Annotated in this window: 30 protein-coding genes; 3 read left to right on the forward strand and 27 right to left on the reverse strand. The window is 55.7% G+C overall.

Annotation, left to right across the window (positions count from 1 at the left end):
- Positions 1-7 precede the first annotated feature (7 nt).
- Positions 8-724 carry a type 1 glutamine amidotransferase gene (locus AL515_RS17475; RefSeq protein WP_061068302.1) on the forward strand — a complete coding sequence of 239 codons (717 nt, stop codon included), beginning with the start codon at positions 8-10 and terminating at the stop codon, positions 722-724.
- A 91-nt stretch (positions 725-815) separates the two neighbouring features.
- On the opposite strand, the gene cysM is transcribed toward AL515_RS17475, so the two are convergent.
- From cysM to AL515_RS17525, 10 genes are all read right to left on the reverse strand, one after another.
- On the reverse strand, positions 816-1,727 hold the full coding sequence (cysM, locus tag AL515_RS17480; RefSeq protein WP_061068303.1) for a cysteine synthase CysM: 912 nt from the start codon (positions 1,725-1,727) through the stop codon (positions 816-818).
- A 67-nt stretch (positions 1,728-1,794) separates the two neighbouring features.
- On the reverse strand, positions 1,795-2,892 hold the full coding sequence (gene cysA / locus AL515_RS17485) for a sulfate/thiosulfate ABC transporter ATP-binding protein CysA (protein ID WP_003038066.1): 1,098 nt from the start codon (positions 2,890-2,892) through the stop codon (positions 1,795-1,797).
- Entirely contained in the window at positions 2,882-3,757 is an 876-nt protein-coding gene (cysW, locus tag AL515_RS17490; RefSeq protein ID WP_048210978.1) for a sulfate/thiosulfate ABC transporter permease CysW, read from the reverse strand. The genes cysA and cysW overlap by 11 nt, the downstream gene beginning before the upstream one ends.
- A complete protein-coding gene (cysT, locus tag AL515_RS17495; RefSeq protein WP_003038061.1) occupies positions 3,757-4,590 on the reverse strand; it encodes a sulfate/thiosulfate ABC transporter permease CysT in 834 nt (277 codons plus the stop codon). The genes cysW and cysT overlap by 1 nt, the downstream gene beginning before the upstream one ends.
- On the reverse strand, positions 4,591-5,607 hold the full coding sequence (gene cysP, locus AL515_RS17500) for a thiosulfate/sulfate ABC transporter substrate-binding protein CysP (protein ID WP_061068304.1): 1,017 nt from the start codon (positions 5,605-5,607) through the stop codon (positions 4,591-4,593).
- A gap of 159 nt (positions 5,608-5,766) precedes the next feature.
- Positions 5,767-6,558: an SDR family oxidoreductase UcpA gene (ucpA, locus tag AL515_RS17505; protein WP_048210976.1), complete on the reverse strand. Its 792-nt coding sequence runs from the start codon at positions 6,556-6,558 to the stop codon at positions 5,767-5,769.
- A gap of 205 nt (positions 6,559-6,763) precedes the next feature.
- Positions 6,764-7,663, reverse strand: coding sequence for a porphyrinogen peroxidase (yfeX, locus tag AL515_RS17510; RefSeq protein WP_048210975.1), 900 nt, complete (start codon positions 7,661-7,663; stop codon positions 6,764-6,766).
- Positions 7,664-7,755: 92 nt separating this feature from the next.
- Entirely contained in the window at positions 7,756-8,331 is a 576-nt protein-coding gene (locus AL515_RS17515; protein WP_061068305.1) for an RpoE-regulated lipoprotein, read from the reverse strand.
- Between the two features lie 59 nt (positions 8,332-8,390).
- Positions 8,391-8,840, reverse strand: coding sequence for a DUF2919 domain-containing protein (locus AL515_RS17520; RefSeq protein WP_061068306.1), 450 nt, complete (start codon positions 8,838-8,840; stop codon positions 8,391-8,393).
- Positions 8,827-9,252, reverse strand: coding sequence for a GNAT family acetyltransferase (locus AL515_RS17525; protein WP_048210972.1), 426 nt, complete (start codon positions 9,250-9,252; stop codon positions 8,827-8,829). Before AL515_RS17525 ends, AL515_RS17520 begins: the two co-directional genes overlap by 14 nt.
- A 212-nt stretch (positions 9,253-9,464) precedes the next feature.
- Here AL515_RS17525 and amiA point away from each other — a divergent pair, with 212 nt between their 5' ends.
- Positions 9,465-10,334, forward strand: a complete 870-nt coding sequence (gene amiA, locus AL515_RS17530; RefSeq protein ID WP_005121924.1) for an N-acetylmuramoyl-L-alanine amidase AmiA — start codon at positions 9,465-9,467, stop codon at positions 10,332-10,334.
- Positions 10,335-10,336: 2 nt separating this feature from the next.
- The gene (gene hemF, locus AL515_RS17535) at positions 10,337-11,236 is read left to right on the forward strand and encodes an oxygen-dependent coproporphyrinogen oxidase (protein ID WP_061068307.1); all 900 of its coding nucleotides are present in this window, start codon (positions 10,337-10,339) and stop codon (positions 11,234-11,236) included.
- Positions 11,237-11,310: 74 nt separating this feature from the next.
- On the opposite strand, the gene eutR is transcribed toward hemF, so the two are convergent.
- The 17 genes from eutR to eutS all read right to left on the reverse strand — a co-directional run bounded on the left by eutR (position 11,311) and on the right by eutS (position 26,090).
- Entirely contained in the window at positions 11,311-12,363 is a 1,053-nt protein-coding gene (gene eutR / locus AL515_RS17540) for an HTH-type transcriptional regulator EutR (protein WP_061068308.1), read from the reverse strand.
- A 48-nt stretch (positions 12,364-12,411) separates the two neighbouring features.
- Positions 12,412-12,942 (reverse strand): ethanolamine utilization microcompartment protein EutK, encoded by a 531-nt coding sequence (gene eutK / locus AL515_RS17545; RefSeq protein WP_048210969.1) that lies wholly within the window; start codon positions 12,940-12,942, stop codon positions 12,412-12,414.
- 11 nt (positions 12,943-12,953) lie between these two features.
- A complete protein-coding gene (gene eutL, locus AL515_RS17550) occupies positions 12,954-13,613 on the reverse strand; it encodes an ethanolamine utilization microcompartment protein EutL (RefSeq protein WP_040233508.1) in 660 nt (219 codons plus the stop codon).
- 9 nt (positions 13,614-13,622) lie between these two features.
- Positions 13,623-14,519: an ethanolamine ammonia-lyase subunit EutC gene (eutC, locus tag AL515_RS17555; RefSeq protein WP_048210968.1), complete on the reverse strand. Its 897-nt coding sequence runs from the start codon at positions 14,517-14,519 to the stop codon at positions 13,623-13,625.
- A gap of 20 nt (positions 14,520-14,539) precedes the next feature.
- Positions 14,540-15,901 (reverse strand): ethanolamine ammonia-lyase subunit alpha, encoded by a 1,362-nt coding sequence (gene eutB / locus AL515_RS17560; protein ID WP_003038029.1) that lies wholly within the window; start codon positions 15,899-15,901, stop codon positions 14,540-14,542.
- A gap of 11 nt (positions 15,902-15,912) precedes the next feature.
- Complete coding sequence (gene eutA, locus AL515_RS17565; protein WP_061068309.1) at positions 15,913-17,316, reverse strand: ethanolamine ammonia-lyase reactivating factor EutA; 1,404 nt, start codon at positions 17,314-17,316, stop codon at positions 15,913-15,915.
- Entirely contained in the window at positions 17,313-18,545 is a 1,233-nt protein-coding gene (gene eutH, locus AL515_RS17570; protein ID WP_003038023.1) for an ethanolamine utilization protein EutH, read from the reverse strand. Before eutH ends, eutA begins: the two co-directional genes overlap by 4 nt.
- A gap of 27 nt (positions 18,546-18,572) precedes the next feature.
- Positions 18,573-19,760 carry an ethanolamine utilization ethanol dehydrogenase EutG gene (eutG, locus tag AL515_RS17575; RefSeq protein ID WP_048210965.1) on the reverse strand — a complete coding sequence of 396 codons (1,188 nt, stop codon included), beginning with the start codon at positions 19,758-19,760 and terminating at the stop codon, positions 18,573-18,575.
- Positions 19,750-20,589, reverse strand: a complete 840-nt coding sequence (gene eutJ, locus AL515_RS17580) for an ethanolamine utilization protein EutJ (RefSeq protein WP_061068310.1) — start codon at positions 20,587-20,589, stop codon at positions 19,750-19,752. The genes eutG and eutJ overlap by 11 nt, the downstream gene beginning before the upstream one ends.
- A gap of 12 nt (positions 20,590-20,601) precedes the next feature.
- On the reverse strand, positions 20,602-22,005 hold the full coding sequence (locus tag AL515_RS17585; RefSeq protein WP_048210963.1) for an aldehyde dehydrogenase family protein: 1,404 nt from the start codon (positions 22,003-22,005) through the stop codon (positions 20,602-20,604).
- A gap of 11 nt (positions 22,006-22,016) precedes the next feature.
- Positions 22,017-22,304: an ethanolamine utilization microcompartment protein EutN gene (gene eutN, locus AL515_RS17590; RefSeq protein ID WP_061068311.1), complete on the reverse strand. Its 288-nt coding sequence runs from the start codon at positions 22,302-22,304 to the stop codon at positions 22,017-22,019.
- Between the two features lie 121 nt (positions 22,305-22,425).
- Positions 22,426-22,719, reverse strand: a complete 294-nt coding sequence (gene eutM / locus AL515_RS17595; protein ID WP_005121908.1) for an ethanolamine utilization microcompartment protein EutM — start codon at positions 22,717-22,719, stop codon at positions 22,426-22,428.
- Between the two features lie 41 nt (positions 22,720-22,760).
- Complete coding sequence (gene pta, locus AL515_RS17600; protein WP_061068312.1) at positions 22,761-23,777, reverse strand: phosphate acetyltransferase; 1,017 nt, start codon at positions 23,775-23,777, stop codon at positions 22,761-22,763.
- A complete protein-coding gene (gene eutT / locus AL515_RS17605; protein WP_048210961.1) occupies positions 23,774-24,577 on the reverse strand; it encodes an ethanolamine utilization cob(I)yrinic acid a,c-diamide adenosyltransferase EutT in 804 nt (267 codons plus the stop codon). Before eutT ends, pta begins: the two co-directional genes overlap by 4 nt.
- 9 nt (positions 24,578-24,586) lie before the next feature.
- A complete protein-coding gene (gene eutQ / locus AL515_RS17610) occupies positions 24,587-25,285 on the reverse strand; it encodes an ethanolamine utilization acetate kinase EutQ (protein WP_061068313.1) in 699 nt (232 codons plus the stop codon).
- Positions 25,263-25,742 (reverse strand): ethanolamine utilization acetate kinase EutP, encoded by a 480-nt coding sequence (gene eutP / locus AL515_RS17615; RefSeq protein ID WP_048210959.1) that lies wholly within the window; start codon positions 25,740-25,742, stop codon positions 25,263-25,265. Before eutP ends, eutQ begins: the two co-directional genes overlap by 23 nt.
- Positions 25,743-25,754: 12 nt before the next feature.
- Positions 25,755-26,090 (reverse strand): ethanolamine utilization microcompartment protein EutS, encoded by a 336-nt coding sequence (gene eutS / locus AL515_RS17620; protein WP_003037995.1) that lies wholly within the window; start codon positions 26,088-26,090, stop codon positions 25,755-25,757.
- Positions 26,091-26,195 lie beyond the last annotated feature (105 nt).

Below are 26,195 nucleotides of genomic sequence, written 5' to 3' on the forward strand. Positions count from 1 at the left end.
AGAAAAAGTGCGAGTTCATTTTGTTATTCATGAGTCTTTTGAATCTGCTGGCGCGTATCTGCCGTGGGCCGAATCACGTGGCTATACCATCAGCTGGTCACGGGTTTACGCCGGAGAATCGGTTCCCGCCAATGCTGATGGCTTCGACATGCTGGTCGTCTTTGGCGGTCCGCAGTCTCCACGCACCACGCTGGCGGAGTGCCCGTATTTTGACTCTCAGGCCGAACAGCACCTGATCAACCAGGCGATTGCGGCACGCAAAATTGTGGTGGGGATCTGCTTAGGTTCACAGCTCATTGGCGAAGCGCTGGGCGCGAAAGTATGTCAAAGCCCGGAAAAAGAGATTGGTCATTTTCCCATTACACTGACTGAAGCAGGTAAAGCGCACCCGCTGATCGCCCACTTTGGATCGCCGCTGATGGTCGGTCACTGGCACAACGATATGCCGGGATTAACCGACCAGGCGACAATTCTTGCCACAAGCGAGGGGTGCCCACGACAAATCGTGCAATACGGTAATTTTGTCTATGGTTTTCAGTGCCATATGGAATTTACCGCCGAAGCGGTTGAAGGATTAATTCAGCACTCTGAGCAGGAGTTAGCCGAAGCCAAAGGGAAGCGTTTCATCCGTTCTGTTGAAGAGATGCGCGCATGGGATTATCAGCAGATGAATGAGAAGCTGTGGCAGTTCCTTGATAAGCTGGTGGAAAAACGTAACGATTGATTATGGCAGGCCGGATAAGACGCTTTACGTCGTCATCCGGCGATCGTGCCGTACGTTTGCCTGATGGCGCTATGCTTATCAGGCCTACAAACTAAATCCCTGATCCCTGGTTAAAGTGCTCTTCGCCAAACACGCCGGTCGAAAGGTAGCGATCGCCGCGATCGCAGATGATCGCCACCACCACCGCTCCCGGATTTTGTTCGGCCACGCGAATCGCTCCGGCTACCGCGCCGCCGGAACTGACGCCGCAAAACACCCCCTCTTTCACCGCCAGCGCGCGCATGGTGTTTTCTGCATCATTCTGATGAATATCCAGCACCTCATCCACCAGCGAGGCGTTAAAAATGCCCGGCATATACTCCGCAGGCCAACGACGAATCCCCGGAATACTGCTGCCCTCTTCCGGCTGCAGGCCAACGATGGTAACCGGTTTTTCCTGCTCGCGCAGAAAACGAGATACGCCGGTAATGGTGCCGGTCGTGCCCATGCTGGAGACAAAATGGGTAATACGTCCGGACGTTTGCTGCCAGATTTCCGGGCCGGTTGTGGTGTAATGCGCATACGGGTTATCAGGATTGTTAAACTGATCGAGCAACTTACCTTCGCCACGTTGTGCCATTTCCAGCGCTAAATCGCGCGCCCCTTCCATTCCCTGCTCTTTGGTCACCAGTATCAGTTCAGCCCCGTAAGCCCGCATCGCCGCACGGCGTTCCTGACTCATGTTATCTGGCATCAGCAGCTTCATGCGATAGCCTTTCAGCGCGGCGATCATCGCCAGCGCAATCCCGGTATTACCGCTGGTTGCCTCGATCAACACATCACCAGGCTTAATTTCTCCACGTTTTTCCGCTTCGACGATCATCGACAGCGCGGCCCGGTCTTTCACCGAACCCGCGGGATTATTGCCTTCCAGCTTAACCCAAATTTCACTACCGTTATCCGGCGTCAGACGTTGTAATTTCACCAGAGGCGTATTGCCAATTGTTTGTTCTAATGTGTTCACGTTTTGAGCTCGTAAAAAAGCCCGGGGGCGCAGCGCTTACCGGGCGATAAACATACTTTTTAACCTATCAGGCACTTTGCGCCAGAGCAAGTTCCTCTTCACGCGTTTCAATACGCTGGTCACCGTTATACAGACGCGCATTTTGCAGCCCGACAAACAGCCGCTCGCCGCGGCTTGGGGAATCATCGCCCTGCATGATGACCGTCAGCGGTTCGTTATACCACCCCAGCGGTTGCACAACTAATTGGGTGTAGTGTCCTTTCGGGCTGGCTTCCAGCACCTGTACCGGCAACGGGGAATCCAGGCTGGTACGACGGCTCACATCCACTTCCCACGGACGCAGAAACAGATCCACCGGCCCCTGATAACCAGGCGTATAACCCAGTGGCCAGCGGTGTGCGCCCACGTGGAATTGGCCGCCGCGAATCGTCCCCTGCAGGCGGTTAACCTCCCCCATAAATTCCAGGACAAAACGGGTAGCCGGTTCACGCCAGACCTGGTCCGGCGCATCGGCTTGTTCGATATGACCCTGACTCATCACCACCACGCGATCGGCCACTTCTGTCGCCTCTTCCTGATCGTGGGTAACAAACACGCTGGTGAATTTCAGTTCTTCATGCAACTGACGCAGCCAGCGACGCAGCTCTTTACGCACCTGCGCATCGAGCGCGCCAAATGGCTCATCGAGCAGCAGGATCTGCGGCTCTACCGCCAGCGCACGCGCCAACGCCACACGCTGTTTTTGTCCACCGGAAAGCTGCGCCGGAAAGCGATCCGCCAGATGGGCAAGCTGCACCATCTCCAGCAATTTGGTGACTTTCGCTTTGATGGCCGCCGCATTCGGACGCTCACGCCGTGGCAAAACCGTCAGGCCAAAGGCGATATTGTCGAAAACGGTCATATGGCGAAACAGCGCATAGTGTTGAAAGACGAAGCCAACTTTACGGTCACGCGCATGTAAGCGACTGACATCGGTGCCATGAAAACGGATATGACCACTGGACTGATGTTCCAGCCCGGCAATAATTCGCAGCAGCGTGGTTTTGCCCGAGCCGGATGGCCCCAACAGCGCGACCATCTGACCTGAAGGAATATCCAGCGAGATATCGTTCAGCACCTGGGTGCGACCAAAAGACTTCTTAATATTGGCAATCTCAATGCTCATGATTTTCCTCCTGCTGCGCGCGTTTCTCCTGGTTCTCCAGACGCCATTGCAACATGCTCTTCAAAAACAGGGTAATAATCGCCATCAGCGTTAACAGCGCCGCGGCGGTAAAGGAGCCGACCGTGTTGTAGTCCTGCTCCAGTAATTCAATTTGTAGCGGTAGCGATAGGGTTTCGCCGCGAATCGAGCCGGAAACCACCGATACCGCGCCAAACTCGCCAATCGCGCGGGCATTCGTCAGCACTACGCCATACAGCAACGCCCAACGGATATTCGGCAGCGTCACGCGGCGGAACATTTGCCAGCCGGATGCGCCAAGCAGAACCGCCGCTTCGTCTTCATTGCTGCCCTGGCTTAACATAACCGGCACCAGTTCACGCACCACAAACGGACAGGTGACGAACACTGTGACCAGCACCATTCCCGGCCAGGCAAACATAATTTGCAGATTGTGTTCATCCAGCCATCCACCCAGCGGACCGTTAGAGCCGTAAAACAGCAGATACACCAGACCGGCGACCACCGGCGAGACGGCAAACGGAATGTCCAGTAAGGTCAGCAACAGCTGGCGTCCTGGGAAGTTAAAGCGGGTCACCAGCCAGGCCAGCAATACGCCAAACACCAGGTTCACCGGTACTGCAATCAGCGCAATCAGCACCGTCAGCCAGATAGCGTGCAGCATGTCCGGGTCGGCCAGGTTCTGTAATACCGGCATTAATCCCTTGCTGAACGCCTGCACGAAGATGTAAATCATCGGCACCAGCAAAATAAATGCGGACACCAGCATGCCCGTGCCGATCAGAAACCATTTACCCCAGTTAATGCGGGGCGCCCCATAGCGTTTCAATTGGGTAATCTCTGCCATCAGTGACCTACCACGCGTCGACCAAAGCGACTCTGCAGGGTGTTAATCGAAAACAGCAGCAACAACGAAGCCCCAAGGATTACTGACGCAATCGCACTGGCGGCCGGGTAGTCAAACTCCTGCAAGCGAACGAAAATCATCAGCGAGGTGACTTCCGTTTTCCACGCGATATTCCCGGCGATAAAAATAACCGCGCCAAACTCACCGAGGCTTCGGGTAAACGAGAGCGCAACGCCCGCCACCAGTGCGGGAGACAACTCCGGCAGCACCACTTTACGAAAACTCTGCCAACGCGTAGCACCCAGCGTTTCCGCCGCTTCTTCATACTCCGGACCTAACTCTTCCAGCACCGGCTGTACGGTACGTACCACAAACGGAATGCTGGTAAACGCCATCGCCACCGCGATACCAAGCCAGGTGTAGGTCACCTTGATATCCAGCTTCGCCAGCCACTCGCCGTAGAAGCCATTAACCGAAAACAGCGACGCCAGCGTCAGACCCGCTACCGCCGTAGGCAGCGCAAATGGCAGGTCCATCAGCGCATCCAGCAGCGTGCGGCCCGGAAAACGATAGCGGGTTAAGATCCACGCCATTAACAGACCAAACACGCCGTTAAAAATCGATGCCACAAACGCCGACAGCAGCGTGACTTTATAGGCCGCCACGACCTGCGGGTTAGTAATCACATCCCAGTATTGCGCCCAGCTCATCTGCGCCAGTTGCATCACCAGCGCGCTAAGCGGCAGAAGCAATATCAGGCACACAAACAGTAAGCTGGTGCCCAGGCTTAAGGTGAAGCCGGGCAGCACGCGTCGGGAAGAAACAGCAAACATTTACTTGCGCCCCGCCGCCAGCAGTTTGTCCAGCTCTCCACCGCTGACAAAGTGTGTTTTCATCACTTCAGGCCAGGAGCCGAACTTGTCTTCTACGCGGAACAATTCAGTCTGCGGGAATTTATCTTGCAGCTTGTCCATCACCTGGGGGTTATTCACACGGTAGTAATAGTCGGTGATGATGGTTTGCGCCTGCGGGCTGTACAGCCAGTTCAGATACGCTTTAGCCGCTTTCTCTGTCCCGTTGGCCTGCACATTCTTATCTACCCAGGCAACCGGGAACTCGGCAAGAATATTGGTTTTCGGAATAACAACCTCAAAACCCTGCGCTTCATACTGCTTGCGAATGTTGTTCACTTCTGATTCGAAGCTGATCAGCACATCGCCCAGACCACGCTCTGCAAAGGTGGTGGTAGCACCGCGACCGCCGGTATCAAACACTTCGACGTTTTTCAGAAACTGGGTCATGAACTGTTCGGTTTTGGTTTTATCACCACCGTCAGCTTTATCCGCAGCACCCCACGCCGCCAGATAGGTATAGCGCGCGTTACCGGAGGTTTTTGGATTCGGGAAAATCAGTTTCACATCAGAACGCACAAGGTCATTCCAGTCATGAATGTTTTTCGGGTTCCCCTTACGCACCAGGAAGCCCATGGTGGAATAGAATGGCGAACTGTTATTCGGCAGGCGGCTTTGCCAGTCGGCCGGGATCAGCTTGCCTTTGTCGTGCAGGATCTGTACATCGGTCACCTGGTTATAGGTTACCACATCGGCTTTCAGCCCTTGCAGAATCGCCAGCGCCTGTTTTGATGACCCGGCATGAGATTGTTTTATCGTCAGTTTATCGCCGCCGTTATCCTTCGCCCATTGCTGCTCAAACGGGGGATTAAGGGCGGCAAACAGCTCGCGAGACACATCGTATGAACTGTTCAGCAGTTCCGTTGCCTGCGCCTGACCCACCAGCAACAGCAGCGCCGCCAGCGTCAGAGTTCTTTTTTTCAGTAAGTTAACGGCCATTGCGCACCCTTATAAATTTAATGACTTTCTTATGGTCATCATATTTATAACCGGCACTAAAGGAGTAACGGTTTTATATACCGTTTGATGATTTGAAAGTTGAAAAGAGAATAAGGGGAAACCCCTCCCCAGGTTCACCGGGGAGGAGACAGGCATCAATCAGATGCCGACGCTGACGCTTTCAGGCAGGGTGCTGCCGCCATCAATCACGTTTTGCGTGCCAGTTAAGTAGCTGGATTCATCCGACGCCAGGAACGCCGCCAGTTCACCCACTTCAAGCGGACAGGCCAGACGGCGCATCGGGATCGCTTTCGCCATGTCGACTAATACCGATTCAGGATCGTCCGGGTTAGACTGACGTGCAATATTTTCCGCCATTGGCGTACGAACGTAGCCCGGGCAAATGGCATTTACACGAATCCCCGATTGCGCGTACTCAACCGCCAGGGACTTGGTTAAGCCGATAATAGCGGCTTTCGACAACGCATACGCCGTTTCACCCGGGTCAGCCACCAGATCGCCAGTTACCGATGACATCATCACGATGCGCCCGTCTTTGCGCGCAATCATCTCCGGCAGAACGGCCTTCGTCACGTTCCAGACGCCTTTAATGTTGACATCAATGTGGAAGTCGCGATCTTCATCGCTCATTTCAAGGAAGTTGCCAAGGCGACATACGCCTGCATTGTTGACCAGAATGTCGATTTTGCCTTCAATTTTCTTCGCGCGTTTTACCGCTTCCGTAACCGACGCAAAATCTCTGACGTCTGCGTGAACCGCTGTGCAGCGATGCCCGCGCCCTGCCAGTTCATCCGCCAGCTTTTCAATCTCATCGGAGATATCCAGCAGGATTAAGTTCGCGCCATGGCGGGCAAACGTTCTGGCGATCCCCTCGCCAATACCCTGAGATGCGCCCGTAATCAATGCTGTTTTGCCCGTGAGTTTTCCCATTTCAATATTCTCCTTTTGAATATGAAGCCTTCACTTCATTCACGCAGAAGATACAGCATTAACAAATTCATGCTGAGGAATAGCTCACTAAATCAGGTTAATTTCAGGTAAAAAAAATCCCCGTCAGGGCGGGGATTTTCAATTTCATGACAGATAAGAACGCGGTAGGTCTGGTAAGCGTGAGCGCAACCAGGCAACACCGGGGTTACAGCGCCATCAGTCGATCCAGCGACGGTGCAAAGTAATAGCCACCGGTGACCGGTTTAGTGAAGCGCAGCATCGCGTCACGTTTACCGTCGGTATCACCAAACATGCTCAGCAGTTGCTGCTCAATATTGTGCAGACGCGCGCAGTAGGCGCAGAAATAGAGACCATGCGTGCCGCTGGCAGTGCCGTATGGCAGGCTCTGGCGCACAATTTTCAGCCCCTTGCCATCTTCTTTCAGATCCACACGGCTCAGGTGAGAGGTGACCGGACGGTCGTCACCGTCGATCTCTTCGTTGGCTTCCTTGGTACGGCCAATCATCATTTCCTGGTCGTGAATGCTCATGCGGTTAAGCTGCTTCAGGTTATGTTCCCAACGCTGCACGAATACATAGCTGCCGCCAGCATCGACGCCATCTTTAATAACAGCGACTTCACGGCGCGTTTCTTCGCCTGCCGGGTTTTCAGTGCCATCAACAAAGCCGCTGAGGTCACGCTCTTCCACCCAGCGGAAACCGTGGATCTCTTCTTTAACCTCAATGCAATCGCCAAATGCTTCCATTGCCGCCTGCGCAACGGAGAAGTTCACATCATGGCGCAGCGAGAGAATATGGATCAGTACGTCATACTGGGTCGCCGGAGCCAGACCTTTACCGTAGGGGATGAAGTCCTTCAGCTCTTCCGCGCCCACGCCGCCGCTCAGTGTGCGCCAGGTATTGTTGCCAAAAGCGACTACCGCGCCCAGATGCGCATCCGGAAATTTCGCTTCAAAGGTCGCCAGCTTATCGGCAAACGTTTTGCTGGCCGCACGCAGGGCCTCAACATCACCTTTTACATTGGCTTCAATCCAAATCGCCGCACGGCAATGTTCTGGCAAAATGCCACTCTGAACCTGAGACATTGTTCCTCCTGAAAAAAGCTGCCACGACATCGTGGCATTGCTGGGCGTTATTCTACCTGTTTTTTTAGTAAGTCGATTTGTTCAGACGCAAATTAACGCCGCCAGATAATTTTGCTTACTTTCCACTCTTGTAGCGTATCGTCAGACGGCATTATGCCTTCAGGGCCGCTCCAGTCACCGGAAAAAATATAGCTAATATGCTGACTTCCTTCGGCTTTACACTCAACGCCCGCGCTGTCATCACCGGTTGCTTTCTGGCAATGACCAAAAGCTTTAGTGTAAAGGTCGCTAAACGGTGTACCGATTTCGACACCCGCGGCTGATGCGATGTCGCTGTCCAATACATCAATGCGATTGATCGTTCCCTGGTCGCCATTGATCACCATTGCCAGCTTGTCACCTTTCATTGCCTCAAAAAAGCGCACGACAGTGCCGTTATTGGTTTTCATCCCACTACGCAGGCGATAATCGCCATCCAGCGCATCAGCAATGGTCTTTTCATCCAATGTCGTCGCTCCCGTGAGTTTCCCCACGCCTTGCTCAGTGACCTCGGTCGAAGAACCAAACCAGTTCCACGGATTAGCGGCGGACCAGTTCACCGATGAGAGGGTTGAACACCCTGTCAGCACAAGCGGTATCGCGCATAACGTCAAACGCAGTGATTTCATTTCACTTCCTTCCATATTTATCAACGCTGCTTTGAGTCCGGTTTCACTAAAAAGTGCCGTTATTCTTTCTCGGGGGAAAAACAGGCGCGCAAACGTTGATTGGTTAACAGCCAGACCAGCGCGACAATATCCGCCACCAGCAGCGCCAGACCAACGCCGTTGACCGGATCGCCCCCCAACCACAGCATCGGCTGCCAGCACAGCAGCACCAGTTGAGCGAGAATCAATAATCCGCGCAGCCTGTGCCACAAAACGGGGAACGCAAAACGCCGCCCGCTGAGTAAAAACGCCAGCACGGCGGGAACGCCGGGGAGCAAACCCAGCCAGAATGCGTCATGATCGGGATAAAACAGATTCAGCAACGTGTTGCCCTGCTCACGAGAAGAACCGGCAATCACAAACAAAACCCAGGTGCGTGCCTGCAACAACAGTACGCACCAGAAGAGAAAAGGCAAGCGCAGACGCCCATGACCGTCATAGTCGGCGGGATGAAACTCAGTACTCTTCATCTTCGATTAAACGTTTACCCAGATGGAGTACATCGGTATGTTCATAGCCCAGACGCTCATACATACCCAGCACAACGTCATTATCGTCACGCACCATGATTTGAATCTTCGGACAACCGCGGGCAATGAGCTTTTTCTCCAGTCGGTTCAGCAGCGCATTAGCAATACCGCGCCCCCTGAACTCAGGATGCACGCCAAGGTAATAGGCGGAGCCACGATGACCGTCATAGCCCCCCATCACTGTGCCGACCACCTCGCCGTTCACTTCTGCGACCAGAAACAAGCTGACGTCATGATTGACCTTGCGTTCAATGTCCATTTCCGGGTCATTCCATGGACGCAGCAGATCACAGCGCTCCCAGAGGGTGATCACCTCTTCGAAATCTTCCTGGCGAAATACGCGTATTTCCATGGTATTAGTTTCCTTTTCAGGACGTTAAAAAGCGATTATGGCGCGAACCACTGATTTAGCCAATATCTGACGCGAAGCGACGGAAAAAATGGCATAATACGGAATTGTCACGTATTGAAATGAAAAGTAAAACAATTCTTATCCCGATCCGTCGCAACGGACAACGCGATACGATATAACGTTTAGAACCTTTTTTTTACAACTCAGGCCGTATGAGCACTTTTAAACCACTAAAAACACTCACATCGCGCCGCCAGGTGTTGAAAGCCGGGCTGGCCGCCCTGACGCTGTCAGGCATGTCGCAAGCCATCGCTAAAGAAGAAGCGCTTAAGACCAGCAATGGTCACAGCAAACCGAAAGCGAAAAAAGCCGGCGCTAAGCGCGTAGTTGTCCTCGATCCGGGTCACGGCGGGATTGATACCGGCGCCATTGGTCGCAACGGTTCAAAGGAGAAGCACGTGGTGCTGGCGATTGCCAAAAACGTGCGCTCGATTCTACGCAACCAGGGGATTGATGCACGCCTGACCCGCTCCGGCGATACGTTTATTCCACTGTACGATCGCGTCGAGATAGCCCATAAGCATGGCGCCGATCTGTTCATGTCGATTCACGCCGACGGTTTCACCAATCCGAGCGCCGCAGGTGCGTCGGTCTTTGCGCTGTCTAATCGCGGTGCCAGTAGCGCCATGGCGAAATATCTGTCCGACCGTGAAAACCGGGCCGATGAAGTAGCCGGAAAGAAAACCACCGATAAAGACCATTTGCTGCAGCAGGTATTGTTCGATCTGGTGCAAACCGACACCATTAAAAACAGCCTGACCTTAGGCTCGCATATTCTCAAGAAGATCAAGCCAGTACATCGTCTGCACAGTCGTAGCACGGAACAGGCCGCCTTCGTGGTGCTAAAATCACCATCAATTCCGTCGGTACTGGTCGAAACCTCGTTCATTACCAACCCGGAAGAAGAGCGACTGCTGGGCACGACGGCGTTTCGTCAAAAAATCGCTACCGCTATCGCCAATGGCATCATTAGCTATTTCCACTGGTTTGATAACCAGAAAGCACACTCGAAGAAACGTTAATCATGAAGCCCGATGCACAGCGCGTAAAACAGTTCCTGCTTAGCCTGCAGGATGATATTTGTCAGCAGTTATCCACCATAGACGGCACCGAATTTGTTGAGGATAACTGGCAACGCGAAGCGGGCGGCGGCGGTCGTAGCCGGGTGCTGCGTAACGGTGGTATTTTCGAGCAAGCGGGCGTCAACTTCTCCCACGTCCACGGCGATGCAATGCCAGCATCGGCTACTGCACATCGCCCGGAGCTTGCCGGGCGCAGCTTTGAGGCGATGGGTGTCTCGCTGGTGGTGCATCCGCAGAATCCTTACATTCCGACCAGCCATGCCAACGTACGGTTTTTTATCGCGGAAAAACCGGGCGCCGACCCGGTGTGGTGGTTTGGCGGCGGCTTTGATTTAACGCCCTACTACGGCTTTGATGAGGATGCGATTCACTGGCACCGCACAGCGCGTGATCTGTGCCAGCCGTTCGGCAATGACGTTTATCCACGTTACAAGAAGTGGTGCGATGACTACTTCTTTCTCAAGCACCGTAACGAGCAGCGCGGCATCGGCGGACTGTTTTTCGATGATCTAAATACGCCAGATTTCGACCACTGCTTCGCCTTTATGCAGGCGGTCGGGCAAGGTTACACCGAAGCGTATCTGCCAATCGTCGAACGCCGCAAAGCGATGAGCTGGGGCGAGCGCGAGCGAAACTTCCAGCTTTATCGTCGCGGACGCTATGTGGAATTTAATCTGGTGTGGGATCGCGGCACGTTATTCGGTTTACAGACCGGCGGGCGCACGGAATCGATTTTGATGTCGATGCCGCCGCTGGTACGCTGGGAATATGACTGGCAGCCGGAAGCGAACAGCCCGGAAGCCGCCCTTAGCGAATTTATTCAGGTCCGCGACTGGGTGTAATGGCCGGATAAGCAACGGCAAAACCCGTAGGCCGGATAAGACGTGTTAGCGTCGCATCCGGCACAATAATCTCATCACGCCCACTGACGCATGCGCTGATGCAGCGTCAGCGACGGTTTCTCCGCAAACAACTGCTGGTAATCGGTAGCAAACTGCCCTAAATGCCAGAATCCCCACTGCATCGCAGCGTCTTTCACCGTCGCACTTTGCGACCACGGGCTAATAAGCTCCCGGCGCACGGCATTCAGACGAATACGTTTTAACCAGGCATTCGGTCCGATACCGAGGATTGCGTGAAACGCGTTTTGCAGCGTGCGACGACTCACATGTAGCTGGTTGCACAAGTCGAGTACGGTCAGCGGCTCTGACATATTTTCCAGCACATATTCGCGCGCCCGCGACAGCAGGCGGCGATAGCTCTGATGGCTGATGCTTTCAGCGGTCATAATCGGCTGAGCGTCTTCCAGCATGGTGCCCATCGCCAGCAGCAGGTTATCACCCAACACTTTGCGCACCGCCGGCTGATGAAGGTTCTCAGGATTCTCGCTAAACGTCGCCAGCGCCTGTTGCACAAAGCCCCATAGCGCGGCTTTGTGCTGTTCTTTCACCTCCAGCGCCGACTGGTTGCGCAGCATATGCAGCACCCTTTCCGGGTTATGCAGGAAGTTAGCCTGACGCGCAATGGTGTCTTCAGAGATAACGACCCCAAGAATGGTGTAATCATCGGGTGTGCTCAGCTCAAACTCCGTTCCGCCTGGGCGGGTCGCAATTTCAGCACTGCCAAGGCATTGCGTACCAATAAATCCCTGCTCGCCGCGGGTGGCCGGAATACCAAACCAGAACGAGTTCGGCCAGACCAGGCATGACTGGCGCAGCGCAAGACCGGTGTATTCACGGAACACCTGAATATCATCAAGCAGGATTTCCGTGAACTCGCCATGAAATTTTCCCGGATGCAGTTGATCGTAAATCTGCTGCCAGGCGGTAATCGTCAGGGCATGCTCATACACATCTGTTGTTCGCCGTTGGTGAACGTTGTCCACCTCGACCTTCGGCGTAAGTTTAACGTCTTCGGGTAATGCTTCATGATAAAGATGGTGCAGGTTTGCAGTACGGGTCTTTTTCATGATCTTTTAAGCCGGAAGCTTCAACGAAGCCCCCGGCCCTCCGACAGGTTAATTTTTTAAGCGATAGCGACTACTGCGTTTACGCAACGCTCCGTCAGAAAAGAGCTGTTCCAGCGCCTTTCTGGCTTCATCAAGTGACCAGCCAAAGTGCGCGGCCACTTCCCCTGCCGTCATTCCTTGACGGGTTGATGCCAACAACGCCAGGAGTTCATCAGAAGATTCAGATGTCACAGGCGTGTCCTGCGTCTTTTCCGCTTTGTCTTCTGGCATCATTTCTGGCTTCGGTGCGGGTTTCTTCGGCTGGCGCGTAAAACCGCCGATCAGCCACTGGGTGTCATCATCCGGCCGCCCTATCTCCTTGCGGCTGACAACACGTCCTGTACGCGCTGCAGCAGCGCTTCCGGCATCCAGCGCTGCACGACACGCGGCCAGATCGCCTTCCACCACCAGAGTCAGCCTGCCAGGATCCAGCACCTGGTGACTGAGCAGACGCACGTTCGCGGCTTTCAGCATGGCATCTGCCGCGTCTACGGCAGCCACCATGCCATCCACTTCCAGTAATCCCAGTGCATTGATCATCACAACCTCTCTTACGCGCGTTGTACCGGATTTCGGGCAATATCCAGAACAGCATCAGCGAAAGCATTACAGGCAGCTTTACAGGCAGCCTGGCTACCAGTTAAAAACGCCGCTGAGTAGTTGGTTTCTGACGGCGGCGGCACGTAGGTGACAATCTGTACATCGGCAGATTTGAGCGCAGCATCAATACCAAACGTTGCTTCCAGCGGCGGAGCCACCAGATACGCCATCGGATCGCCAAGTCGGCATCCTGCGGTCGCCGAGAGATACGAACCGGTACGCGAAACCACGTGCGCAAGGAAGGCGGTATCTTCTGCGTCATTGGCCCACTGGAACGCCGCGCCGCTTTCGATATTGGCGACCATCGCGTCCAGGCCGGCGCGAACTTCGGCCGGGTTAGGTCCACCGAGCATGATCAGCACTTCGCCCGAGGTTGGAGAGGGACTGTGCGCCGCGCCGGCATACAGCGAGCGGCCATAAACCACTTCCACCATCGCCTGTTTTGTCGCTTCGTCTGCAGCAATATACGCCACGTCATCAGAATCTGCTGTGATGAGTCCGAGACTACGTATATGTGGCGGTAATTTAAGTTCACGGGCAAAACCGTCATTTACCGAGGCAATCACGCGCATTGCGGTGACTGAAGGTCTAATCAAATCTAATGCTGGCATGATGCCTCCTTAACGGGTCATATTGATGCCGGACGCTTTTTGCTCCAGCATGCGCTTGGCCAAATCCACAATCACCGCCGCCGCTTCAACCGGTGGCGTACCGCCCTGGTGAATATTCGAGATACAGGTACGGTCAGCTTCAACGGTTGTCGCCACGCGTGGCGAATAGACGGCATAGCAAGAAAGACTTTCCGACTGGCCGAGGCCCGGACGTTCACCAACCAGCAGGATCACCGCTTTTGCACCCAGCAGTTCGCCGATCTGATCTTCAATTTTCACGCGCCCATAGCGCACAAAGAACGGCGTCCCGACCTTCAATCCGGCCTGTTTTAAGCCCGACAACAGCGGCGGCAGGATCTCTTCGTAGTTAGCGGTGATGGCGTCGGTAGACAGGCCATCAGAGATAATCACCTGCACATCCGGATTCATTACACACTGTGATTTCAGCGCTTCAATGGCTTCTGCGCTCAGACGACGCCCCATGTCCGGGCGCGTCAGATACAGGTTTTTGTCGCTGATTTCCGAGCGTACTTCCAGCAAGCCTTGCGCTTTCACCCACTCTTCCGGGACTTCTTTCAACACTGTGTCTTTTGAACGCGAGTGGTCGGCCAGGAAGCGCAGCAGCGCCTGAGTGCGCGGGCGCGGACCGGCACGACCGGTACATACACGCGCGGCGGTGCTGCGGCGCAGCTCGGTCAGCACTTCGGCACGGTGCGGGTTCTCAACGCCAATCCACGCTTTCGCTTCGGCTGAACCTAAGTCCATCGCACAGCTTTCACCCGTTGGTGCGGCGCACTGCGTAGTGCTGCATTTCGCTTCTGGTGACGGCGCTTGAGCCTGCGGCTGTGACTCCCCCATTGACGCCATTACACTGCGTACAATTTCTTCAATCTGTTTTTGATCCATCGTATGTCATCCCCGCGTCATCAGAAGAACAGTGACGGATCGCCCGCCCGTTTGGTCAGGCGACCGTTTGCCATAATGCCCATGGTTTCCAGCCAGCGTTCAAACTCCGGCGACGGGCGCAGGTTCAGCAACTGACGCACGGTCGCGGTGTCGTGGAAGGCGGTGGTCTGGTAGTTGAGCATGATGTCGTCACCGAGCGGCATGCCCATGATGTAGTTGCAGCCAGCGGTAGCGAGCAGAATCATCAGGTTTTCGTTGAGGTTCTGGTCAGCATCAGCATGGTTGGTGTAACAGCAGTCGCAACCCATTGAGATGCCGCTCAGCTTGCCCATGAAGTGATCTTCTAAGCCCGCGCGAATAATCTGACGGTCGTTGTAGAGATATTCCGGCCCGATAAAGCCCACCACGGTGTTCACCAGGAACGGATCGTAGTGACGCGCCAGCCCGTAGTTACGCGCTTCCATCGTCACCTGATCGGCACCAAAGTTAGCGCCAGCGGAGAGCGCAGACCCTTGCCCGGTTTCAAAGTACAGGCAGTTTTCCCCGGCGATGCGGTTGAACTCCGCGCCCACTGCACGCGCCTCATCCAGCATCGCCAGCTCAACGCCAAATTCTTTTAAACCTTTCTCACTGCCGCAGATACTCTGGAAAATCAGCCCGCCCGGTGCGCCGCGACGAATCGCTTCGATCTGGGTGGTCACGTGCGCCAGTACGCAGCCCTGGGTCGGAATATTGAACTTGTCGATAACGCCATACACGGTATCGAGCACGCGGCTTAAGTTTTCCACGTCATCCGTGACCGGGTTGACGCCAATTACCGCATCGCCCGCACCGAAGGACAGCCCTTCATAGATTTGTGCAGCAATACTCTGCACGTCATCACGGGTGTCGTTCGGCTGTAAACGACAGCTGAAGGTGCCCGGCAAACCGATGGTGGTGTTAGCCTTTTTGATCACCGGCATTTTCTTACCGCCGTAGATCAGGTCCGCGTTAGAGCAGATTTTTGCTACCGCGGCGACCACTTCCGACGTTAACCCTTTGCGCGTAAACGCAATGTCATCCACGGAGGTTTCATCGCTCAGCACGTACTCGCGCAGCTCGCTGATACTCCAGTTTTTGATGCGGTTATAGGCCGTTTCGTTGACGTCATCCTGAATAAGACGCGTCACGCAGTCCTCTTCATAGGAAATCACCGGGTTGTTGCGGATATCCGCCACCGTCATTTCCGACAATACCTGCTTAGCCGCCACGCGCTCTTGCGAACTGGTTGCAGCCACGCCTGCCAGCACATCCCCCGAACGCAGTTCGTTGGCTTTTGCCAGCACCTCTTTAACATCCTTAAACTGATAAACATTGCCGAACAATGTGGTCTTTAGTTTCATAAGTCGTTCCCTCAGGAAGGAAATGCGAGTGATTTCACCGTCACCGGCACAACCGATCCGCCAAAAAGAGGCGTACCAATGTCGATATAGTCCCCCGCCCGGACAACCACCTCATCGATGACCGCCAGCGGGTGTTGCTGTAACTGTGGGCGTAACAGCATGCCCAGGGCTTTACCAAAATCCTGCTCGGCTACCACCAGCAGGGGATGCGGATTCGGATAGCGCGCGACAAAGGCCAGCAGCGCATCAATCACCGTTAACAGCGCGGCGTAGCGCACCGGTAGCGAACCGGGCAGCGCCAGCACGTAGGCGTCGGTTTTCGGGTCAAGGTCGAGCTGCAGCAGCGCCTGCTGCCAGGCGGCCACCAGATCAGCCTCATCAACCGGAATCGCCACCGGCAGATTGCGCAGCGGAAGCGCCACACCCTCCAGCCAGATAGTGCTGCCTGAAAGCGACAGCGTATGCGCACCGGCGCCAATCACCGTGGCGCGCACGGTTTGCGCCGGAAACTGCACGTTCATCTCACGCAGGCGCGGATGTTCATGCAGCGCCGTTGCTAACAGCGGCCCAATGTCGGAAAAACAGAACGGATCGGCAGGTTGGTTGCGGTAGCACTCGCCCACCCCGCCGGACAACGTAATCACTTCAGGCTTCACGCCAACAGGCAGCAGACCGGTTTGCATCAGCGCCTGCGCCAACGGTGAAAGCGTGCCGTCAATCACCTCCACAATCAGCGCCGCCATCCGTCGGGCCACCTGAACAAGCTGCGCCGCATTGAGGGTTCGGGCATCAGTGCCTGGACCAAATACGTCATCAACAATCATCTGCCCCGGCTGATGCGCATGTACTACGCGCCCCTGACCGTCCGTTTCCAGTAGCCGCCCGCCGACGTTCAGGCAGGCCGAGCCGCTGACTTTTCCCGCGTCGAACAGGACGTAATTCGACGTACCGCCGCCGATGTCGATATTCAGTACGCGGCACAACTTCTGCTCGGACAGGGTTTGTGCCCCCGCACCGTGACCGGCAATCACCGATTCCAGATGCGGACCGGCGCTGGCAACCACGAAATCCCCCAGCGACTGGGAGAGCGTCATCACCGCAGGTCGTGCGTTGCGGGTTTTGGCGCTTTCCCCGGTAATGATGATCGCGCCGGAATCGACGGTCTCTGGCGCAATCCCCGCCGCCTGATACTGGGCGAGGATCAGGGCTTTCAGTTCGGCCTCTTTCAACCCGCCCTGCTTATCAACGGGGGTAAAGAACACCGGGCTTTGCCAGCTAATTTCGCGTTTGATGAATTCGTAGCGCGGCACCTGCGACACTGCCGCACGGTTAACCAGCTCAAGGCGGGAGAAGATCACCTGAGTGGTGGTGGTGCCGATATCGATACCGACGCTGAGTAGCTGGCGAGTATTCACGATTGCGCCTCCGGATTGGTTTCTGCTGGTGCCGGAACATCTTCGTCTTTCGGTACTAACAGCATAGCCACGCCAATCGCCGTCACGCCGCCGATCAGCTTGCCGACAATCATCGGGAAGATCATGGCGTTCATGTTGGCAGCGGCGAAGCCTAAGTGGTCACCCAGCGCGAAGGCCGCTGAGACCGCGAACGCGCAGTTGATCACTTTGCCGCGGGTATCCATGTTTTTCATCATGCCGAACATTGGGATGTTGTTGGCAAGCGTTGCCACCATACCCGCAGCCGCAATGTTATTGACTTTTAACAGGTTGCCGACGCTCATCAGCGGTTTTTCAAACCAGCGGGTCAGCAGCAGCACCATTGGGTAGGCACCCAGCAGCACACAGGAGATAGAACCGATAACTTCGATGGCGCGCATCACTTCACCCGGCTTGTCGCCTGGCGCCATGAAAATAGGATCAAGACCTGGGATCAGCTCCCAGCCGAGCAGGAACTTGATGACTGCCGCAGCCAGACCGAGGGTGATCAGCGCTACCAGGAACTTGGCGAAGATCTGGAAGCCGTTGATCATTTTTTCCGGGATGAATTTCAGTCCCAGCGCCACCAGCACGGCCACGATCAGCACCGGGATCATGTTCATCAGGATCAGCGCAAAGGTGAACTCCACCGGCTGACCGTTGATTTCCACACCGGAGTACATCGCGACCAGACCACCCGCAATACAGCCAATCGGAATGGTGACGATACCGGCCAGCACGCCCAGCGCCAGATAACGACGGTCAGACGGTTCAATAATTCCCAGCGCAACCGGAATGGAGAACACCAGCGTCGGTCCCATCATCGCGCCGAGGATCAGGCCAGAGTACAACCATGCCGCAACGTCGCCGCCCGCCAGTTCTTTCGCCAGGAAGAAGCCGCCCATATCGCACGCCAGTAGCGTTCCGGCAAACATCGACGGGTTCGCGCCCAACATTTCGTACAGCGGAATAATCACCGGCCCGAGCACATGCGCCAGTACCGGCGCCAGCGCGGTCATACCGACCATCGCCAGACCCAGCGCGCCCATTGCCATAAAGCCTTCTTCAAACTGACCGCCCGATCCCTCAATGCTCTTACCGAACTTACCGAGGAAGCGCGCCGAACCGCCGAACTGCGACAGGATCCTGTCCACGGCGGCAATCAGCATAAAGAACATCATGATGTACATGATGATTTCGTTAATTCCCATAGCCTTCACTCCCTGTCATATGTGTATTTATTGTGCCGCCGCATACAACGCGATAATTTCGGCCTGCGTGGCGGTGCGTGGGTTACTGCGAATACAAATATCCTCCAGCGCGGCGTGTGCCCATGCGCTGTAATGCTCGGGTTTTGCCCCAACGTCTGAGAGCCGTTTGGTCTGGCCCACTTCGGCGATCAGCTCGCTGACCGCGCTGATGGCGTCACGATCGTCTGATTTCTTATTGGTTAACGCCCTGCCGATATGGCTGAAGCGCTCACGACACACCATGCGGTTGAACCCCATTACCGTGGGTAGCAGCATGGCGTTAGCCTGTCCGTGTGGGATGTGCAGCGTCGCACCCGGCTGGTGCGCCATCGCGTGACACAGGCCCAGCCCCGCGCTGGAAAACGCCATTCCCGCCATGCAGGACGCCAGTAACATGCTTTCACGCGCCGCCAGATCGTGGCCGTAGCCCACCGCTTTCGGCAGCGATTTGCCGATCATCGCAATCGCGCCAATCGCCAGGCTGTCGGTAAACGGCGTCGCGTTCAGCGCGCTGTACGCTTCAACGGCATGGGTCAGCGCGTCAATGCCGGTCATTGCCGTCACGTGCGCCGGAACGCCTTCCGTTACCGCGGCATCCAGAATGGCGACGTCCGGCATCAGGGTTGCGTGGGCCAGCACTTTTTTGAGTCCGGTGGCGGCGTCGATAATCACCGTAACGTTGGTGGTTTCTGACCCGGTCCCGGCGGTGGTTGGCACGGCAATCAGCGGCAGACGCGGGCGCAGCACGCTGTGCTCGGTCATGTCAGCCAGCGTTTGCGTCGGGTTGGTCACCAGCAGCGCCACTGCTTTAGCGGCATCCAGTACCGAGCCGCCGCCAAAGGCCACCACGCCGTCACATTTTGATTCGCGCAGTTGCGCGACCGCCGCACAAACGTCAGTGATGCACGGTTCGCCTACCGGACATGGCCACAGCGTCATCGCCACGCCTTTCATCGCCAGGCTGCGTTCCAGTGCGGCGGTCATTCCCGCCTGATGCAGGAAGCTATCAACCATGACGAACATATGCGTCAGTCCGCGCGTTTGCGCTTCCTGTCCGCAGGTGCTGAGCGCTCCCAGTCCGCATAATGTGACCGGTGGAACGCTGAACGTTTTTACGCGTTGCAGATTCAGGGCATCGAATGCCTGAAAGAGCGCGGTCTGCAATTCAGCTTGCATAGATTCCTTCCGCTTTTACTTTTCCGCTATTGGCAATCGCCAGCGGGGTCATAAACAGACTGTGCTGCGGTAAATGCACCTGCAGCTCCGGGAAACGCTTACGAAAAAGCTCATCAACACCCGGCTGCATACAGGACCCACCAGCCAGCCATAAATCCGTTATCCCTTGTCCGGCAATATGATGGGCGACGATTTCCGCCATCTTTTCGTAAACCGGCTTAACCACCGGCCAGATTTCTTTGCCGTTGCTGCGTTTGAACTGCTCGGCTTCTTCCAGTTGAATACGACGGTTCCCGGCAAGCGTCAGGGAAATGTGGTGCCCACCGGTCGCTTCGTCGGCGGAGTAAGTCACTTTGCCCTGTTTCACAATGGCGATACCGGTCGTACCACCGCCGATATCGACGACTCCGGCGTTATCAAGCGCCAGCAGATCCGCCACGGCGGTTGGCTCATCCAGCACATGGCTCACCTCAAGCCCGGCAGACTCCAGCACGTTGATAGAGATACGCGGGTCAGTGCCCGGCGGGAATGAGGTAGCCGCATGAGTAAAACGGCAACCCAGTTGTTGCTCGAGCGTATCGAGATGGCGACGAACAATGGTCACAGCACCGAAGAAATCCCAGACGATGCCATCGCGCACGACGTCAGCCCAGTCCAGACAAACCGCAACCGGCTGCCCATCGCTGTCAACAACCATCGACACTACATCACAGGTTCCCAAATCAACGCCCAGCCACAGCGGTGAATCGCTTACGGCAGGCGTCTGGTTACACAGCGATGCCGCTTTTTGCAGTCTGGGTGTGAGCCACAGTTGTTCGTCATGCGCCATCTCTTTCACTCCTTATACGATGCGAAACGCATCCACCAGCACACAGCGACGCAGGCGTACAAACGTGCGCGCACTGGTCACCCCTTCCCCGGTTGGCGTGGTAATGGTCATGGTCGTCCAGCCTTCGCCGCCAAGCCCAAGGCCGGCAATGCACGGTCCGTTCTTGACGAAAATGCTGGTGTCGATGGCGTTAGCCATACGGTTCATGTTGTCGATGTTGCGTGAGTGCATCGCCGCCGTATGGTGACAACCACCTTCGAGCGTAACGGCCAGCGCAATGGCTTCGTCAACGTTAGCCACCCGCACCACCGGCAGCACCGGCATCATCAGTTCAGTCACTGCAAACGGATGCGTGGCGGAGGTTTCGACGAACAACAAGCGGGTTTGCTCCGGAACATTCAGGCCGATCGCCGCGGCGATTTTTGCCGCATCGCGCCCGACCCAGTCACGGCTGACTGTGCCTTTACCGCGCTCATCGACATTTTTCAGCAGTACCGGTTGCAGCTGTTCAGCCTGGGCGGTCGTCAGTTTGACCGCGTGCTGGCCTTCCATCAGACGCATCAGTTCATCAGCAACGCTATCCACGACAATCAGCACTTTTTCATCGGCACAGATAATGTTGTTATCAAACGATGCGCCTTTGACGATGGACTGCGCGGCGCGGGTCAGATCGGCCGTTTCATCCACCACCACCGGCGGGTTACCGGCACCAGCGGCAATCAGACGCTTGTTGGTATGCTTACGCGCAGACTCCACCACCGCTTCACCACCGGTGACGACCAGCAGTCCGATGCCCGGGTATTTGAACAGACGCTGTGCGGTTTCGATATCCGGGTTAGCAACGGTAACCAGCAGGTTTGCCGGACCACCTGCGGCGACTACCGCCTGGTTAAGCAGGCCGATCGCGCGCTGAGAAACGCCTTTTGCTGCCGGGTGCGGCGCAAAGACGACGCTGTTACCCGCGGCAATCAGGCTGATGGCGTTGTTAATGACGGTCGCCGCCGGGTTGGTGGACGGCGTTACCGAAGCCACCACGCCCCACGGTGCGTTTTCAATCAGCGTCAGGCCGTTATCGCCGGTCAATACCTGTGGAGACAGGCATTCCACGCCCGGGGTACCGCGAGCCTGCGCCACGTTTTTGGCAAATTTATCTTCAACGCGTCCCATGCCGGTTTCACTGACGGCAAATTCCGCTAATTCTCTGGCGTGTTTTTCGCCCGCTTCACGAATGGCGTGAATGGCCAGTTGGCGCATAGCGACGCTTTTCAGCCCCTGCTGGGCCAGTTTTGCTGCCGCCACTGCGTCATCCAGGGAGGCAAAGACGCCCATTTCTTGAACGGCACTGACGGGTTGACTGCTGTCTTTCATTTTCAGCAGCACCGCTTTCACGACCTGTTCAATATCCTGTTGATTCATGATTTTCTGCCTTATTTGTGAAATACCACTTTCCCACCTGCCACCACTTCATCGACGATGCCAATCACGCACAGATCGACAGGCGATGAGTCGTTATGGTGCGCCTGGCGGGCTGAGCTTCCACTGACCAGCAGCACCCACTCTCCGGTTCCCGCCCCGATGCTGTCTATCGCAACAGCGCACTGCCCGTCGGGATTTCCCTGGGTATCAATCATTTCCACCATCAGCAACTTGTCGTGCGCGAGCCCCTGATGGCGAACGGTACAAACAATTTGTCCTGTGACGATTGCCAGTTTCATACCCGCCTCCGTGGCATATTTCAGGTAAAACCTCCCCCTACCCTCCGCAGAAGGTAATGTGAAAAGGAGAGAGGGTGACGCCAGCTTTCTCTTAACGATCCAGTGGCGTCACATGGACGACTTACATATCGTTGCTGTCGCCTTTGAAGCTGATCGGGAACACTTCTTCCAGATCGCCATGCGGACGCGGGATAACGTGTACAGAAACCAGTTCACCGATACGCTGCGCGGCAGCAGCACCGGCATCCGTAGCCGCTTTGCAGGCTGCAACATCACCACGAACCATGGCAGTACACAGGCCGCCACCGATCTGCTTCACGCCAACCAGTTTCACGCGTGCCGCTTTAACCATCGCGTCAGAAGCCTCAATCAGTGCAACCAGGCCCCGGGTTTCAATCATTCCTAATGCTTCCATTGTGCTTTCCTCTTAATCAAAGGGGTCCAGAACGGGACCGTTCATTCAACCAGTGTTTGCGAGACGCTTTCACGGCTCACGTCAGTCTGGCGCGGCACAGCTGCCACCAACGCCAGTTCGATAATTTCCTGTACGCTACAGCCGCGAGAGAGGTCGTGGAGTGGTGCAGCAAGTCCCTGAATCAAGGGGCCAACGGCACGATACCCTCCCAAACGCTGGGCGATTTTATAACCAATATTGCCTGCCTCCAGCGATGGGAAAACCATCACATTGGCATTGCCCTTTAACGGACTGGCGGGCGCTTTTTGCGCGGCGACATCCGGCACAAAGGCAGCATCAAACTGCAGTTCCCCATCCACGGTAAGCTGTGGAGCGCGCTCACGAACGATCTCGGTCGCCTGCTGCACGTTAGCGACATTGGGATGACGAGCACTGCCGTTGCTGGAAAACGACAGCATGGCGACACGCGGTTCTTCACCGGTAATCGCTTTCCAGGTTTCAGCGCTGGCGATGGCGATGTCTGCCAGCTGTGCAGCGGTGGGCTGCGGCACAACGCTACAATCTGCAAACCCTAATGACGGCCCGAGATACTGCGGCAGCATCAGGAAAATTGACGACAGCGTTTTGCAACCAGGTTGTAATCCAATAATGCGCAATCCTGCACGCAGCACATTTGCCGTTGACGACAGGTTGCCCGCAATACACACATCGGCTTTACCGGCGCTGACCATCGCGGCGGCAAACATCAGCGGATCGTTGAGCTTCTCTCGCGCATCCGGCGGCGTTTTTTCGCCCGCGCGGGCCAGCCAGCGCAGAGCAAACTCTTCACGCATCTGTACATTGCTTTGTGGATCAATAACCTGAATACCGTCCATGGCTACGCGATGGCTGAGCGCAAACTGACGCAGCTCAAACGGGCTGGCGACGAGAATGGGGCGTGCCAGACCATGCTGGTGCAGGTAATTGGCGGCTTTCAGCACCCGTACATCCAGCGCATCCGGGAACACCACCCGAGCCGGCGTTTGTTTGGCGAGTTGGCGAGCACGTTCAATGATCATGACTTCTCCCCCAGTCGCTGTTGGATTTGGCTGACGCTTAGCGGATGCTTCGCTACGCTCAGAATCATCATCACGTAAACCGTGCTGGAAAGACGGTTGAGCGCCTGCAGAATGTCTGGCCGCATAACGTCAAAACTGCGGGTGATAAACACCTGAGCGGCCACCGTTTCCGTTTCGCGGACTTTGGTACGCAGCAGATTAAGCAACGCGCAATCACGTCCGTGGCTGGCTTCCGGCACCAGATGATCGTGGTCCAGGTAACGCAGCGGCTGGTGCGAGAGCCGGTGTAAATCTTCGTCGCTTAAGCCAACGATGGCCTGTGCGGCCAGCGGTTCGTCCACAGCATCAGCACGCATAATGTTGCCCAGGCGCGAGCGAATATCCGCCAGCCACGGCTGCCAGGGTTCCGCCAGTTCAATTTGCAACCACACGGCCAGACCAATGGTGCTGTCCAGCGCGGCGCGAAATCCAAGTCTGGGGTCACTTTTGGCGACCATTTTGTCCGCCGTCAGATGCGTCAGCGTGTCAGGTTTCTTCGCCACCGGTTGATGACACAGTTCACAGGTTGCCTGCGGATGTGTATCGCTGCTGGTCAAACCATGTACCGGCTGCGGCTGCTGTTCCTCGTCGTCAACAAACAAGCTTCCCTGCTCGTCGATATACTTAATGCGCAGACGACGGCTCTCCAGCAGCTCCCGGGCAGACGGCGTCAGGCGGGCATCAGCGGGGAGATGAATTTCAGCCCCTTCGCTGAGCGTATGATTCGCTCTGAGCCATGCTTCGGTAATGAAATCCTTCATACATCCGCCTTAGCAGGACTGCCAGTTCGCAGGCCAGGCCACATACAGGAACTTCACTGTTGATGGCGTACCAAATTCGATGCTGGAGCCTTTCGGGATAAACATCACGTCCCCGGCTTTGGCAATCATGGTTTCGCCTTCATGGCGAACGTGCAGCTCGCCTTCCAGAATCATGTCGATTTCGTCGTAGTTCAGCGTCCATGGGAAAAATGCGTTATCCCACTGCATAAACCCGGCGGCCATGCTGCTACCGTCCTGGTCAGTGACTAAGTCGGTTAAGCCGACGCAGTGCGGTTGCGCGCCATCAAAACGGCCAAACTTCACGCTGCTGCCGTCGATAACTTTCACGCCGCCTTTGCCGGTCACCGAGTTAAAGCTCGGCTGCATTCCGCCCTGCTCCAGCGACTGCTTTTCTTTCATCACTTTGTCCATCAGCTGCGCGACCAGGCTTTCGGTAAACTGTCCTTCCGGCAGTTGTGCAATGATGGTTTCACGAATACGCTGGCTTTCCGTTTTGCCGTCATCCACCGCAGCAGGTGCGGTGGCAGTTGGCGCGGATTCATCGCATTCAGTGATAGTGACGCCGAGCAGCGCCGCAACTTCGCGCGCCTCCGGGGTGATGATGCTGGCGCGCAGAACAACCGATACGTCCTGTTCGCCGCGTGCGTGGGCCGCACGAATATCGTTAGCTGTGATGAGTTTTTTCACCTGCCCTTTCCTCCTTTTGGCTGAGCTCAGTCAGATAATCCACCAGGTGCTGCACACTGCTTGGGTCGTGGCTATTGAGCTCAAAAATCGGCTCCTGAAACCCTAGCCCGCGAAGTAATTGTCGCGTTGCGGCGACATTGGCATCCGGCACATCCGTTTTGCTGATAACGGCGATTTGTCGTTTACTGGCGCCGATATCCAACAGCCCGGCAGGTAAGCGACTTTCTTTATCATTTGCCGCATGTATATAAATCAACGTATCGACATCCTGCAGCGTGGTAATTAAGGCGTGATACCAGCGCGGATGGCTAAAATATTCTCCTGGCGTATCGATATCGCCGTTTTCATTAAACTCCACGGCCTGTGTTTTTCTGGCGAGGGAATAATTCCCCTGTAGCGCATTAAAGAGCGTTGTTTTCCCCGCCCCCACCGTACCGACGAATGCAATACGTTTCATCGCCGCCTCTGATTAACTTTTTGTCAGGTTGCACAAAGTGAAATTTAATAATCGCCCCAGACCGCTTACCGTCTGTAATAACGCTTCCTCTACCGCGCCAACCGAGCCGTAGATCACCAGCGCGCCGCTGAATCTATCGAGAAAGCCGATGTGTACATCCGCCGCTTTCATGGCTAAGTCACCGGCAATCATTGCGGTTTCACCTGGCGTCAGCGTCATAATGCCGATAGCGCCCGCTTCGGGAACGCCGATCTTTTTCGCCAGTTCCTCACCGGGGTGCGCAATGAGATGCGCCAGCGTGACCTGTTTCCCCGGCACAAATTCCTGAATAATGCGTTCTTTTTCCATTGCTCACCGCCTCCGCTAAAACTGCCCCCATCGTGGCAATTTTTTGTCAGAGTAAATAACAAAATTCGGCAACCAGGTTTAAAAGGTGAAGTGGATCACTAAGAA

This window comes from Citrobacter sp. FDAARGOS_156, assembly GCF_001559235.2.
Classification (GTDB): Bacteria; Pseudomonadota; Gammaproteobacteria; order Enterobacterales; family Enterobacteriaceae; genus Citrobacter; species Citrobacter youngae.

What these genes read in the sequence shown, in the direction of transcription:
- cysA (WP_003038066.1), bottom strand. Translation starts at nt 2,892, where the DNA reads ATGAGCATTGAGATTGCCAATATTAAGAAGTCTTTTGGTCGCACCCAG.
- cysW (WP_048210978.1), bottom strand. Translation starts at nt 3,757, where the DNA reads ATGGCAGAGATTACCCAATTGAAACGCTATGGGGCGCCCCGCATTAAC.
- cysT (WP_003038061.1), bottom strand. Translation starts at nt 4,590, where the DNA reads ATGTTTGCTGTTTCTTCCCGACGCGTGCTGCCCGGCTTCACCTTAAGC.
- cysP (WP_061068304.1), bottom strand. Translation starts at nt 5,607, where the DNA reads ATGGCCGTTAACTTACTGAAAAAAAGAACTCTGACGCTGGCGGCGCTG.
- ucpA (WP_048210976.1), bottom strand. Translation starts at nt 6,558, where the DNA reads ATGGGAAAACTCACGGGCAAAACAGCATTGATTACGGGCGCATCTCAG.
- yfeX (WP_048210975.1), bottom strand. Translation starts at nt 7,663, where the DNA reads ATGTCTCAGGTTCAGAGTGGCATTTTGCCAGAACATTGCCGTGCGGCG.
- AL515_RS17515 (WP_061068305.1), bottom strand. Translation starts at nt 8,331, where the DNA reads ATGAAATCACTGCGTTTGACGTTATGCGCGATACCGCTTGTGCTGACA.
- AL515_RS17520 (WP_061068306.1), bottom strand. Translation starts at nt 8,840, where the DNA reads ATGAAGAGTACTGAGTTTCATCCCGCCGACTATGACGGTCATGGGCGT.
- AL515_RS17525 (WP_048210972.1), bottom strand. Translation starts at nt 9,252, where the DNA reads ATGGAAATACGCGTATTTCGCCAGGAAGATTTCGAAGAGGTGATCACC.
- amiA (WP_005121924.1), top strand. Translation starts at nt 9,465, where the DNA reads ATGAGCACTTTTAAACCACTAAAAACACTCACATCGCGCCGCCAGGTG.
- hemF (WP_061068307.1), top strand. Translation starts at nt 10,337, where the DNA reads ATGAAGCCCGATGCACAGCGCGTAAAACAGTTCCTGCTTAGCCTGCAG.
- eutR (WP_061068308.1), bottom strand. Translation starts at nt 12,363, where the DNA reads ATGAAAAAGACCCGTACTGCAAACCTGCACCATCTTTATCATGAAGCA.
- eutK (WP_048210969.1), bottom strand. Translation starts at nt 12,942, where the DNA reads ATGATCAATGCACTGGGATTACTGGAAGTGGATGGCATGGTGGCTGCC.
- eutL (WP_040233508.1), bottom strand. Translation starts at nt 13,613, where the DNA reads ATGCCAGCATTAGATTTGATTAGACCTTCAGTCACCGCAATGCGCGTG.
- eutC (WP_048210968.1), bottom strand. Translation starts at nt 14,519, where the DNA reads ATGGATCAAAAACAGATTGAAGAAATTGTACGCAGTGTAATGGCGTCA.
- eutB (WP_003038029.1), bottom strand. Translation starts at nt 15,901, where the DNA reads ATGAAACTAAAGACCACATTGTTCGGCAATGTTTATCAGTTTAAGGAT.
- eutH (WP_003038023.1), bottom strand. Translation starts at nt 18,545, where the DNA reads ATGGGAATTAACGAAATCATCATGTACATCATGATGTTCTTTATGCTG.
- eutG (WP_048210965.1), bottom strand. Translation starts at nt 19,760, where the DNA reads ATGCAAGCTGAATTGCAGACCGCGCTCTTTCAGGCATTCGATGCCCTG.
- eutJ (WP_061068310.1), bottom strand. Translation starts at nt 20,589, where the DNA reads ATGGCGCATGACGAACAACTGTGGCTCACACCCAGACTGCAAAAAGCG.
- AL515_RS17585 (WP_048210963.1), bottom strand. Translation starts at nt 22,005, where the DNA reads ATGAATCAACAGGATATTGAACAGGTCGTGAAAGCGGTGCTGCTGAAA.
- eutN (WP_061068311.1), bottom strand. Translation starts at nt 22,304, where the DNA reads ATGAAACTGGCAATCGTCACAGGACAAATTGTTTGTACCGTTCGCCAT.
- eutM (WP_005121908.1), bottom strand. Translation starts at nt 22,719, where the DNA reads ATGGAAGCATTAGGAATGATTGAAACCCGGGGCCTGGTTGCACTGATT.
- pta (WP_061068312.1), bottom strand. Translation starts at nt 23,777, where the DNA reads ATGATCATTGAACGTGCTCGCCAACTCGCCAAACAAACGCCGGCTCGG.
- eutT (WP_048210961.1), bottom strand. Translation starts at nt 24,577, where the DNA reads ATGAAGGATTTCATTACCGAAGCATGGCTCAGAGCGAATCATACGCTC.
- eutP (WP_048210959.1), bottom strand. Translation starts at nt 25,742, where the DNA reads ATGAAACGTATTGCATTCGTCGGTACGGTGGGGGCGGGGAAAACAACG.
- eutS (WP_003037995.1), bottom strand. Translation starts at nt 26,090, where the DNA reads ATGGAAAAAGAACGCATTATTCAGGAATTTGTGCCGGGGAAACAGGTC.